Annotated in this window: 11 protein-coding genes and 2 pseudogenes; 6 read left to right on the forward strand and 7 right to left on the reverse strand. The window is 67.0% G+C overall.

The genetic code is table 11. The annotated features are described in order from the left end of the window. Nucleotides 1-393 precede the first annotated feature (393 nt). Nucleotides 394-1164 (reverse strand): cation diffusion facilitator family transporter, encoded by a 771-nt coding sequence (locus tag AB0F91_RS34580; RefSeq protein ID WP_360604475.1) that lies wholly within the window; start codon nucleotides 1162-1164, stop codon nucleotides 394-396. Between the two features lie 69 nt (nucleotides 1165-1233). On the opposite strand from AB0F91_RS34580, the pseudogene AB0F91_RS34585 reads away from it, so the two are divergent. After that, nucleotides 1234-1821 (forward strand): annotated as a pseudogene (locus AB0F91_RS34585) (alpha/beta hydrolase); the annotation flags it as partial. A 93-nt stretch (nucleotides 1822-1914) separates the two neighbouring features. On the opposite strand, the gene AB0F91_RS34590 reads toward AB0F91_RS34585, so the two are convergent. The 3 genes from AB0F91_RS34590 to AB0F91_RS34600 form a co-directional block, all read right to left on the reverse strand. Further along, a complete protein-coding gene (locus tag AB0F91_RS34590; RefSeq protein WP_360604695.1) occupies nucleotides 1915-2097 on the reverse strand; it encodes a tyrosine-type recombinase/integrase in 183 nt (60 codons plus the stop codon). Beyond that, nucleotides 2063-3694, reverse strand: coding sequence for an MFS transporter (locus AB0F91_RS34595; protein WP_360604477.1), 1632 nt, complete (start codon nucleotides 3692-3694; stop codon nucleotides 2063-2065). Before AB0F91_RS34595 ends, AB0F91_RS34590 begins: the two co-directional genes overlap by 35 nt. A gap of 662 nt (nucleotides 3695-4356) precedes the next feature. Then, entirely contained in the window at nucleotides 4357-4497 is a 141-nt protein-coding gene (locus AB0F91_RS34600) for a hypothetical protein (RefSeq protein ID WP_360604479.1), read from the reverse strand. A 131-nt stretch (nucleotides 4498-4628) separates the two neighbouring features. Here AB0F91_RS34600 and AB0F91_RS34605 point away from each other — a divergent pair, with 131 nt between their 5' ends. From AB0F91_RS34605 to AB0F91_RS34620, 4 genes are all read left to right on the forward strand, one after another. Continuing rightward, entirely contained in the window at nucleotides 4629-5300 is a 672-nt protein-coding gene (locus AB0F91_RS34605) for a methyltransferase domain-containing protein (protein ID WP_360604481.1), read from the forward strand. A 738-nt stretch (nucleotides 5301-6038) separates the two neighbouring features. Next, on the forward strand, nucleotides 6039-7055 hold the full coding sequence (locus AB0F91_RS34610) for an alpha/beta fold hydrolase (protein WP_360604483.1): 1017 nt from the start codon (nucleotides 6039-6041) through the stop codon (nucleotides 7053-7055). Nucleotides 7056-7126: 71 nt separating this feature from the next. Further along, complete coding sequence (locus AB0F91_RS34615; protein WP_360604485.1) at nucleotides 7127-7828, forward strand: acetate uptake transporter; 702 nt, start codon at nucleotides 7127-7129, stop codon at nucleotides 7826-7828. A gap of 323 nt (nucleotides 7829-8151) precedes the next feature. Then, entirely contained in the window at nucleotides 8152-8919 is a 768-nt protein-coding gene (locus tag AB0F91_RS34620; RefSeq protein WP_360604487.1) for a Tn3 family transposase, read from the forward strand. Nucleotides 8920-9057: 138 nt separating this feature from the next. Here AB0F91_RS34620 and AB0F91_RS34625 read toward each other — a convergent pair whose 3' ends face one another. Next, the gene (locus AB0F91_RS34625; RefSeq protein ID WP_360604489.1) at nucleotides 9058-9960 is read right to left on the reverse strand and encodes a LysR substrate-binding domain-containing protein; all 903 of its coding nucleotides are present in this window, start codon (nucleotides 9958-9960) and stop codon (nucleotides 9058-9060) included. A 76-nt stretch (nucleotides 9961-10036) separates the two neighbouring features. On the opposite strand from AB0F91_RS34625, the gene AB0F91_RS34630 reads away from it, so the two are divergent. Next, on the forward strand, nucleotides 10037-11113 hold the full coding sequence (locus AB0F91_RS34630) for a pyridoxal-phosphate dependent enzyme (protein WP_360604491.1): 1077 nt from the start codon (nucleotides 10037-10039) through the stop codon (nucleotides 11111-11113). 89 nt (nucleotides 11114-11202) lie between these two features. Here the strand turns inward: AB0F91_RS34630 and AB0F91_RS34635 are convergent, their stop codons facing one another. Together AB0F91_RS34635 and AB0F91_RS34640 are read right to left on the reverse strand one after the other, a co-directional pair. Next, nucleotides 11203-11349, reverse strand: a complete 147-nt coding sequence (locus tag AB0F91_RS34635) for a hypothetical protein (protein ID WP_360604493.1) — start codon at nucleotides 11347-11349, stop codon at nucleotides 11203-11205. 492 nt (nucleotides 11350-11841) lie between these two features. Further along, nucleotides 11842-11955: pseudogene (locus AB0F91_RS34640) on the reverse strand (IS5/IS1182 family transposase); the annotation flags it as partial. Nucleotides 11956-12019: the final 64 nt, after the last annotated feature.

Genomic DNA, 12019 nt, shown 5'->3' on the forward strand with positions numbered 1-12019 from the left:
AGCGAAACGCGCCGACCAGTCCGTCACCATCTCCAGCACACAAGATCAACTACACGACCGTCGAACCAGAGCCTAACCGACACGCCGGTCGCTTCCTAACGAAGTGTCGTTGCAGGACTAAGTGCACTACGCCCGCTGCAAGCCCTTCACCACCCGGTCATGAGGCCCGTGCTTGCCACGTGTTGCCGGTCGGACATCAGGGTGCGGGGACGACTCCTTCGGCCTCGCAACGGCGCAGACCGCGGCGATGCGCATCGTTGGCCAGTCGACACCTTGCGGCTTCCGTGGTTCTGAACGGCTGTCCCAGCTGTAGAGGGCGGCCGGGCTGGTGCGGTCGAGTTCGGTGGCGGTGTCGCGGTCCAGTGCCTTGAGGTGATCAGCTGCTCGGCCCCGTCATCTGACACCCGCATTCGTGTTGTGTGCGCTGTCGGCGCCGGTGGTGGGTTCGGTGTGGATGACGGCGGTGGCGAGGCGTGGTGTGACGTGGCGGAGCTGGTGCTCGACGTCGTGCGCGAGCTGGTGTGCCTGCTCGACGGTGAGGGTGCTCTCGACGCGGATGGCGAGTTCGGCGTGGAGGCTGTGCCCGATCCAGCGCATGCGCAGGTCCGCGACGTCGTGCACGCCGGGAACAGCGCGCGCGGTGCGCTCGGCGAGTTCGACGGTGGCGGGCTCGACGCCGTCCATGAGCCGGCGGAAGACTTCTTTGGCCGCGTCGCGCAGGACGAACAGGATGGCGACGGTGATGACGAGACCGAGGATCGGGTCTGCGGCGGGGAAGCCGAGCGCGACGGCGCCGAGGACGACGGCGAGGGAGGTGAAGCCGTCGGTGCGGGCGTGCAGGCCGTCGGCGACGAGGGCAGCCGACCCGATCTGGCGGCCGACGGTGATGCGGTAGCGGGCGACGAGTTCGTTGCCCGCGAAGCCGACGAGCCCGGCGAGCGCGACGACCCACAGATGCTCGACCGGGTGTGGGTGCAGCAGTCGTTGGATCGCCTCGTAGGCGGCGAGTGCGGCGGAGGCGGCGATGATCAGGACGACCACGACTCCGGCGAGGCCTTCGGCGCGGCCGAGACCGTAGGTGTAGCGGCGAGTTGCGGCGCGCCGGCCGAGCAGGAACGCCAGCCCGATCGGCAGCGGGAGAAGATCGACGCGATGTTCCGGCAACCGCACCCAGAGGGCCCGCCGCCCTCGGTCGAGGCCCTGCGAGCCGGATTCGCGACACTAATGTCCAGAATGATCGTCCCGTCCGGAATCCGCACCTGCACGACAACTCTCGGCGACCGGCAGGCCCTGTACGTCGAGCCTGAGCAGGGGGTGCGCCCGGAGACGATCCTGTACTTCCACGGCGGCGGTTGGGTGTTCGGCTCGCCGCAGACCGCGCTGTCGTTGACGGCGAACCTCGTGGTGAGGACCGGATGCCGGGCGTTTTCGGTGGACTACCGACTGGCACCGGAGCATCCCTTTCCGGCGGGGATCGACGACGCCCTGGGCGCGTACCGCGCGCTGTTGGACAACGGCGTGGACTCCTCGACGATCGTGTTCGCCGGCGACTCGGGCGGTGGCGGCCTGACGGTCACGACCAGCCTGGCCGCTCGCGACGCGGGCCTGCCTCTGCCCGCCGCGATCGTGGCGTTCTCCCCCGGACTGGACGCCACCAGGACGGGCGAAAGCATGGACACCAAGGCGAGCGTCGACCCGATCTTCACGCGCGCGGGCTTGGAACGCACCGGGGCCATGTACACGGCCGGGCAGGATCCCCGCCAGCCGCTGCTGAGCCCGGCGGTCATGGCGGATCTGACCGGCTTTCCGCCGATACTCCTGCAGGTGGGCAATCAGCGCGGCCAGCGGCTGCGCCTCAAGGGCGCCGACTTCTTCGCGGATTTCGTCGTCGGCGACCTGAACGGCGAGCAGCGTTCATATCTTAGTGGTTTCGGTGGAGGCGTGGCCGAGCCGGCGGCGGACGACCTCGATGGAGACGCCGGAGTTGATGAGCTCGATGGCGTGGGCGTGGCACAGCTGGTGGATGTCGCGGCGGGTGACGGCTCTGTCGGACGAGATTGCGCTACCCGGTCGGAGGATCCGGTTTCGGGCGAGCACCGGGCTGTTCCCTGGGTATGCCGCCGGTGACGACTTGTGCCAGCAGCGTGAGCATCGCCAGCACCGCTAGTGCCGACCGCAGCCCCGCGATGCGGCTCTGGGCGTTGGTCGTCACCACCGCGTCGACCGTCTCCGGAGGGACGTCCGCGTTGTCCAGTGCAGCTCTCAACTGGTTGTCGGACAGGAACGGCACTCCGCTGGACAGCTGCGTCTGCGCTTGTGCCGTGAGTTCGGCAGGCACGTCGGGGTTGTCCTGAATGCCGGCGAAGAAGGACGCGGTCAGAGCAGAGATCACGACAGCGCCTGCCAGCGCGGTGCCGATCGACGCGCCGAGCTGGGTTCCGGTGTTTTGCAGGCCACCGACCTGGCCGCTCATCTCGTCGGGCACGGACGACACCGTGACGCTGCCCAGCTGTGAGGCAAGCGCGCCCAGGCCCGCACCGGCAAGCAGCAGCGGTCCGGTGATGATCTTGGGCTCGGCGCTGACGTCGAGCAGCACGATGAGGAGCACGATGCCTGCGAAGACGGCCAAGAACCCGAGTGTGACGACCCGCCGTGGCGAGGCGTCGGGCCGCAGCTTGGGGATGCCTACCGCGAACAGCAGCAGCGTCAGCGACAGGGGCAGGAGCCGGATGCCGGTCTCCACCGCCGACAGTCCGAGCGCGACGGACAGGTACAGCGGGATGGTGAAGAAGAGGCCGGCCTGCACGAGGAACATGAACAGGAACGAGCCGACGCCGCTGCGCAGTTGCCGGACACGCAGTAGCGCCGGGTCGACGAGTGCGCCCTCGTGCCGCGTGACACGCCGCTTTTCCCACACGAGGAAGACCGCGGACATCACGCCGCCGGCGAGCACAAGCCAGATCCCGGGCGAGAGGCCGAGCCATGTCGGGGCGCCGGGCTTCGGCTGGATGAAACCCCAGCTGCCGGAGACCAGGACACCGAGCACGATCATCCCGAGTCCTAGCGAGGACATCGCGGTGCCAGCGAGGTCGAGCTTGGTCCCTTTTTCGGCCGGCGTGTCGTTCACGCGCCTGACCAGGACCAGGATCACCAGCACGATCAACACCTCGCCGGCGAAGACCCAGCGCCACGACGCGTAGGTTGTGAATGCGCCGCCGATCACCGGGCCCAGCGCGGCGGCGATAGCGCCCGCCGCCGCGACCAGACCGTAAGCCCTGGGACGCTCGGGTTTGCCGAAGTTCGACGCCACGAGCGCCACGATCGCCGGCATGATGAGCACCGCTCCCAGGCCTTCCAGGAACGACCAGCCGATGATGAGCACCACGAGGTTCGGTGCCAGGGCCGTGGTCAGTGACCCGCACGCGTACACGACGCAGCCGATCGAGAACGCTCGCTTGCGGCCGAGGATCTCGCCCAGCTTCCCGCCGGTGATCATGAGCGAGGCCATCACCAGCGTGTAGAGCGTGATCGCCGTCTGGATGCCTGTGACCGTCGTGCCGAGGTCCTCGGCGACGGTCGCGATCGCGGTGTTCATCACGGTGGTGTCCAGAGCCATGACGAACTGCCCTGTTGCCAAAGTGAGCAGGACAGACCTGCCGGCTTGCGACTCTCGCCTGGTCTTCCTCTCTGTCAACGCACTGCCTCCTCGTGCGGCCGACGTCGGCGCCGGCCGATCGCGACGACGCCTTTCCAAGGCCACCGGCGCGGTCGCCGGAACGTCCCCACGATGGCGGCCTCCGGTCGCCGGTTACATCACCTGGACAGGATGACAAGCCGTCCACGGGGTGGTGACGCGATCATCGACAGTTGCTCGGCGCGGCGATCTCAGTCACAGCTCATTGGTCATGCTGACCAGCGGAAACTGTGTTCACAGGCCGCGGTGTATGCGGGCACATCGTGGTCGCTGCAGTGGAAAACCTGCTCGTCGAGAGCGAGGCGTCGCGCCTCCCTCGCCGACTCTCTGCGCCTGACCATCAGCGCTCGGGGGTCCGGTCAGCGCCTGGTCGGGGCCTATTCGGTTGAATTTTCGGCGAGATACCCGTGATCCCAAGGGCAAGAGCCGCAGACGTCGCTGGGTCCTCGTCGTTGACTGGGTGCTCGCCATGATCGACGAGTATCTCGCCGACCGCGACGCCGCCGGGGCACACCCGCGAGGTCGCCGTGCGCGGGCAGGTGTCGTCGAAACCGGCGGACCGACCGCTGCTGGCCGGCCGCCTCGGGATTCGGCTGGAGCCCCAGCAGGTCACCGACGCGCTGCAGTACCTGTGCCGCAGCCTGCGGCGCCGCGGCGCGAACTCAAGCACGATCCGCGCGCACGCCGCCGCCGTGCGCGCGATCGCCGACACCATCCACCCGCACGCGGCCCGGTACCTCTACGCCATCGCCGCCGAAGCCCACGGCATCCCCATCCGCCAGATCTCCCGCGACCTCGGCCACGCCAGCCTCGCCGCCTGGCGCGGGTGGCACACCGATCTCAACCCCGACCAGGTCGTCATCCCATCCGACCGGCAATCCTGGCCACTCACCACCCCGGCCCAGCGGGCCCGGAGCGCCGCTACTGTGTGGCAATGGCCGATGCAGACTTTGTTGTCCAGACCCGCGATTCCTATGACACGCTGGCTTCGGACTACGGCGCGTGGCTCTATGATGAATTGGCAGCCAAGCCTCTTGACCGTGCGCTTCTCAACGGGTTCGCAGAACTGGTCCAGAGCGCGAATGCTGGGCCGGTGGCCGACCTTGGCTGCGGCACCGGACGAGTGACCGATTACCTGCGCCGGTTGGGTTTGTCGGTGTTCGGAGTGGATCTTTCACCTCAGATGATCGAGGTGGCTCGGCAAATGTATCCGGACTCGCGGTTCGATGTGGGGGCGATGACTGAGCTGGATGTGGATAATGGTTCGTTAAGCGGAATCGTGGCTTGGTATTCGATTATCCATATACCGACTGAGCATCTACCGGAGGTCTTTGCCGAATTTAACCGGGTACTGGCACCGGGCGGGTACGTGCAGTTGGCGTTCCAAGCCGGCGAAGGGGTGCTGCACCGCTCTCAGGCGGGCGGACATCCGGTCTCGCTCGATTTTCACCAGCGCCAGCCAGACCAGGTGATCAACCTCTTGCACAGTGCCGGGCTCATCGCGCGCGTTCAGGTCCTCCGGGAGCCTGACGAGGACGGCAAGTTTAAGGAGGACACACCGCAAGCGTTCGTGCTCGCGCGCAAACGTGCACCGTTGAAGTCCTGAGCAGGCAACCAGCTGGCCTGATCGGCTGAGACTTCCGGCGCGTCGGCTTGCTTGGTGCAGAGAAGCCGCGACGGCACGCAAACAAAGCAGTCGATGGGGCGACCTCACCCCGGACCAGATCGTCCGTGCATCAGCCCGCGTGCTCGCTGCCGAAGCACGTCGCAGTGCGCAGTCCGTCGCTCGGCGAGCACCTCGTCTCCGAGTTCAGGTTCCTCGGCGTCTTCGACAGCCCACGTTGGGCTGACCGCGTCGCAGATCAGAGTGAGCTTGCCCTCGTCGAGGTCTTCGTGTGGCTCGGACATGTCGTCAAGATCAGGTGCCCACGAACCACACGCCTCACGTTGCCCGCTGTGAGCAGCGGCAACCCTGTGTGAGTTCGAGCCGCTGCCACGGTTCAACCCCAGAACCCACGGCTCTAAAAGGCAGGTGCAATGCAGTTTTCAGGTGTTTCCGACAATGAGCGGCACCGGTGTGGCGGTACCTCGTGGGCCCCGAACAAAACCCAAAGTGACAGACTGTCACTCTGGGTCCAGTGAAGGGTCGAAGTCCGTCGTGGACGGGTTGCGAGCTGCTCTACCTGCACAACCTGAACACCGAGGGCCCACCGGTATCAGCGCTGGTCGGCCGGGGCGGGAACTGGCGCGATACAGGTCGGCCAGCCCTCATCACCTAGCCGGTGGCGGCGTACTGTAGAGCCACGAGGAGGGCGCAGCCGGAGAAACCGGCAGGGAGGCTCTCGTGGATTACGAAATATTCGACCTTGGTACCGTCCGGTTACAAGAAGGCGCCACGCTCAGCGATGCCAAGCTCGCGTACAAGACGTACGGCGAGCTCAACGGTGACAAGAGCAATGCGATCGTGTACCCAACGTGGTATTCCGGGCAGCATTACGACAATGAATGGCTGATCGGCGAGGGGATGGCGCTCGATCCGGCGAGATACTTCATCATCATTCCGAACATGCTGGGCAACGGGTTGTCCTCGTCGCCGAGCAACACCCCCGCGCCGCATGACCGCGCGTCGTTTCCCCGGGTGACCATGTATGACAACGTCCAGTTCCAGCACCGGCTGGTGACCGAGCGCTTTGGCATCCGGACACTGGAGTTGGTCACCGGCTGGTCGATGGGCGCCGGACAGACCTACCAGTGGGCGGTCAGCTTCCCCGACATGGTCAAGCGGATCCTGCCATTCTGCGGATCGGCGAAGACCAGCCTGCACAACTTCGTGTTCCTGGAAGGGGTCAGGTCGGCGCTCACCGCGGACGCGGCCTACAACGGCGGCCGGTACGACGAGCAACCCGACATCGGGCTCCGCGCCCTGGCGCGGGTCTACGCCGGCTGGGGCTTCTGCCAGCAGTTCTACCGGGAGACCATCTACGAGCGCGAGCCACTGGGCTACGCGTCCCTGGAAGACTTCCTCGTGGCCTTCTGGGAGGGCCTGTTCCTCAAGCGCGACGCGAACAACCTTCTGGCCATGCTGTGGACCTGGCAGCACGCCGACATCGGCAACACGCCGGGAAAGCGCAGCCTCGAGGACGCACTCGGCGCGATCCGGGCGCCCGCGATCGTGATGCCGGCGCAGCAGGACCTGTACTTCCCGCCCGAGGACAACGAGTGGGAAGTCAAGCACATGCACCGGGCGGAACTTCGCGTCATCCCGGGAGCGTGGGGGCATTTCGCCGGTGGCGGCCTCAACCCGGAAGACACCCGGTTCATCGACAACGGCCTCAAGGAACTGCTCGCCACAGAAGTCTGATCGGCCTGGCCTCGGCGCGGTTCCACCCGGTCCGTGTCGAGAGCACTCCTGCGCAGTCTGGAGGTAGCATCATGACCAGCGCAGAATATGCACAACGAACCGCTCCTCCCGGGACCGCCCCGGAAGTGCCGCCGCCGCGGGTAGGTGAGCCCGCCACGACCGCCTTCGCCCCCACAGCCAGCGGGGTGCCACTCGCGCTGGCGGGGTTCGGATTCTCGCTGACGATTCTGTCGTTGGCCAACACAGGTGTCGTGGACCAGCGGACGGCCACGATGTTCGTTCCCGTCGCGATGGGCACTGGCGCGCTCGCCATGCTCGTCGGCGGGATCTGGGAGTTCCGCGGCAACAACCTGTTCGGCGCGACGTTCTGTTCGGCGTATGCCTGCTTCCTGTTCACCACGGCGCTGATCGTGCAATTCTACGCACCGATGATCACCAACACGGCGGGAGCAGCGAACTTCGGCCGCATGTTCGGCGCTTACCTGATCGTGTGGGCGTTGTTCACCGCGATGCTCGCCGTGGGGGCACGGGTGGTCAACGCGCCCGCGTTCGCCGCGTTCGTGTTACTGGTCGTGGTTTACGTACTGCTGGGCCTCGCCAACATCGTCGGATCGGGAGCCACCGCGATCGCGCTGACCAAGGCCGGCGGCTGGGTTGGCCTCCTCGACTCCTTCGTCGCGTTCTACCTGTGCTCAGCCATCGTTCTCAACGACATCAGCGGGCGCGGCCTGCTGCCGATCTGGCCGGGCAGGCGGGCGGCCCACTCGGCCTGAGTGGACCGCGAGCGGCAACTGGAGCCCTCCGGTGGGCCGGTCCCGGCCGCCGAGGTTTCCGCGGCGGCCGGGACATCACGCTGGCCGGGCAAAGTATCGTCGACCAGCTCGCGACGGAAAAGCAGCAACTCATCGAGCAGCGCACGCCAGCGTGCCGACCCGCATGCGGCCTGCCTGTCACTGGACAGCGACACCACCGAGGACTGCGTCCTCCTGCTCGCCGGTGCTCCGGCCGACACGGACCGCATTCACCGTCACCTGCAGGACCTTTGCCGCCGGCTGAACCCCCGGGCAGTTACAAGACCAACGCGTGCCTGGACCCGGTGCCTCTGTTCAACGCCAACTTCCAGGCCCGGTACCCCGACCCGATCTTCGAAGACGGCGGGGATCTCGTCGATGACATCTTCCTGGTCGTCGCCATCGGCCTGCTCACCGCCGCCTGCGAGGGTGCCTGTGACGTGCTCTCGCCGCTCGGCGGCGCCGGAGCCGACCTCGGTGCCGCCGACGCGCTCGAGACGTCGGCCGCGATCGGGAAATCTCCGCCTCGGCGGCGTTCCGAGCACCGGGCCCCTGCTGACCCGCAAGCTCAACACCGACTTGATCGCCAAAACGACGACCTACTGCGCCTGGCCGGATCGTTGAAGTTCCGCCACGCCACCGCGTCGCTCCTGGTCGGCAAGCTCTCCGCGTCCGGACGGCAGAACGCGCTGGCGGCCGCACTGACGGAGTGCGGCGCGTCGCGCCGGACCATCTACGCCGCCCGCCACGTCGCCGACCCGGCCTACCGGCGCAAGATCTCCCGGCAGCTGAACAAGGGCGAGTCCCTGCACGCCTTGAAGCGAGATCTGATCTGCACCCGCGAGGGCACCGTCCGGGCACGACACCTGGAGGCCCAGACCGAGCAGGCGTGGTGCTTGACGCTGGTCACCAACGCGGTCGTCGCGTGGACGACGGAGTACTGCGGCCTGGCCGTGGAGTCCATGCGCACCGCGGGACGGCGCATCGACGACGAGGTCTTGGCCCGATCCTGTCAGGGTTCCCCGACTCCTCCCAGTAGATCTCATGCCCGCCACCAACCCCCGAGAACGTGACATTGGCGCGGACACGGCATGCTTTACCGATCTCTTGTGGAAACGCCGATCAGCCGCATACGTCTCGCGAACAATCGTTTCCGAGACCCCGTCGAGGATGAGGTGCGGAAGACGCGCGAGGGTTGGGGTGCGGTCGTTTCAGAGTTCCGTTGCGGCTTCCCGCAGGTACGCTTCGAGCTGTCTGATCGGCGCGGTCACGCCTCTGGTATCGAGTCGGCAGGTGTAGAGACGACGGACGATGGTGGGCTGCCGCATCGGGAGAACCACCACGCTCGGGGGAGGGTCCAGCACCAACAACCGCGGCAGCAGGGCGACGCCGAGGCCCGCTGCGACGAGGTTGAGTGCGGTGCGGAAGTCCATGCCGTCGAAGTCCAGACGATGTCCGCTTCCCCGGTCGGCGCCGATGGGTGAGGCTGCCAAGTCGCGGACGTCGACCGCGGTGTTGATCCAGGCGTCCGACGGCAGGTCGGCGGGGGTGACGCTGTCAGCTCCGGCCAGGGGATGACCGACGGGCAGGATGACCATGATCGGATCGTCGAGGAGGTGCTCTTGCCTGAGCCCGGCGGGCGCTGGCTCGGGAGCGTGTTCGTAGTCGAAGGTGATGGCCAGGTCGATCTCGCTCCGGAACAGCAGCGCATGCGTTTCGCGCTGCTCGAGTTCGCGGAGTGTGATGTGGACTGCCGGACGGGTCGCACGCAGGCGTGCGAGCGCGGGAGGGACGATCGAGGCTGCCGCGGAGATGAACGCGCCGAGCCGCACTTCGCCGACGGTGCCCTCCGCGAGGGCCGCGAGTTCGGTGGCAGCGCGGCTCATCGACGCGCTTATCGCGGCCTCGGTGTCGAGCAGGACCTGCCCGGCCTCGGTCGCGCGGACGGGCCGGCGGACCACGACTCGCGCGCCGATCCGGCGTTCCAGTTCCGCGACCTGCTGCGAGACCGCGGACTGGGTGTAGCCCAGCTCCTGCGCGGCAGCGGCGAACGAGCCGAGCCGCACTACCGCCGCAAGGGTCACCAGTTGGCGCGGATCGAACAGCCAAGACATGAAGTTAAGAGTAGCTTATCGGTCGAGAAGAGATCATCGTTTGCGCTAATCGACAGGCGTGGTCGACGCTGGAGACATGGACTTCACGCATTTCGACACCGCCATCGACAAACTTCCCCGACGTCGGGTCGGGTTCTACCCCACTCCGTTCCACGCCGTGCCCAACCTGTCGGCGGCGTATGGGATCAACCTCTTCCTGAAACGCGAGGACCTGGCAGGCCCCAGTGCGATCAGCGGAAGCAAGATGCGTCTGGCCGAGTTCATCCTGGGGCGAGCCATCGAGGACGGGGTGACGCACGTGATCACCCAGGGCGCGTACCTGACCAACTCGGGGCTGCAGTTCGCCGCCGCCTGCCTGAGCGCACGGATCACGCCGATCCTGGTTTTGACGCGGGACGTGTCCCGACAGGGTGAACTCGGCGAGTTCCGCGGCAACTACCTGCTCAACAAGACGATGGGGGTCGAAACCCACGTCATCAACGTCACCGGCAACGAATGGCACTCTCCGACGGAGGCCGCGCGGATCACCGACGCCATTGCGGTGCGCAAGGCCGAACTCGTGGCGCAGGGGCGCAAGGTCCTCGTCGTCGGAGCCGGCGGTGCACACCCCGACGGCTACATCGCGCACGCCCTCACGTTCCGGGAGATGCTGGAGCAGTCCGATGCCGCGGGGGTCGAGCTCGACTACGTCTACCACACGATCGGCACCGGGACCGCGCTGCCGGGGATGCTGGCAGCCAAGCTGAGTCTGGGCCACCCGGTGAAGTTCCGCTCGATCTCCATCCAGAGGGTCGACGACGAAGACCGGATGAACCCAGGCGTGATCGTCGAACGGACCAAGGCGGTTCTGGCCACCTTGGGTGCACCCGTGCCCGACGACGCGACAATCCGCGCCGAAATCGACATCGATCAGTGCTTCGTCGGCGAGGACTACGCCGTCGCGTCCCCCGAAAGCACGGCGGCCATCCGCGAGCTGGCCCGAGCCGAGGGCGTCTTCGTCGGCCCCGTCTACACCGGCAAGGGACTCGCAGGATTGCTCGACCACGCCCGCAGCGGGCGGATCCCCGCCGGCAGCAACGTCGCGTTCCTGCACACCGGAGACACCGGCAACCTGTTCGAAATCCCGCAAGTCGTCGGCCCCATCGCCGACTGAGCCCGCAGCGCGTCAGCCACGTTGCCCGGTGCGCATGGAGGGATCTCAGCGGCGACGCGCCGCCCGAAGGCCTTTTCTCTCAGTTCCTCTCAGTGAGGTCGGGAGGCTTCTCGGCCACCGGAGACGGGCGCGGTGCCGAGGTCGTTGTCGCCGTCCCTGTGGCGCAGGACCCAGTCGTCGAGGTTGAGGGCGAATTCCAGCCGTTCCCTGACCATGTAGGCCCGTAGGTTGGTCACCTCGCCGGCGGCTCCGGTCGAGCGAGCCTTTTCGGGGAGAGCAGTTCCCGGAAGGCGGCCTCGGATATCGCGTAGCGCGCTCGAGCGGTCTCGGGTGACACCTCCAGGACGTCGCCGATGCCTGCCAATCGGCGCCGCCCACACGCTCGAACACGAAGGCGGCTTCGACGTACCGCTCGGCGAGGGCGAGCACTCGGGCGGCGTGGGCCAGCGCAGTGCCTGGCGCATGGGTCGCGCCGTCGGGGTTCAGCTCATGCTCGCCGATCGGGACGGCGAAACGCGCGAAGTCGGCCAGATCGCATGCCACATAGGCCATCAGCAGCCAGGACTGGAGCTACTGAGGGGATGTCTCGTGACTGGTGTTGTCGTTGTGGGGTTTGTGTTGTGGCTCAGTCGGTGAGGTGGGTGTTGTGCAGGTGGGCGATGCCGGTCATGGTGTCGTTGAGCGTGGGGCGCGGCGGTAGTCGCGCAGGGTTTTCCGGCATTTTGTCCGATCTCATCACCACCGCGGCTCGCCAGGACCCGCACCAGCGTGCGGAACCGACCCGGCTCCAACCCCGTGAACGGGGCAATCCAGCCCGACTGCGGCGCCGAGATCACCTGCACCACACCATGATCAACTACCGAGCAGACCTACATCGGGTTACGAGGCATCCCTTAGGAAGCAGAC

The organism is Amycolatopsis sp. NPDC023774, assembly GCF_040639695.1.
Classification (GTDB): Bacteria; Actinomycetota; Actinomycetes; order Mycobacteriales; family Pseudonocardiaceae; genus Amycolatopsis.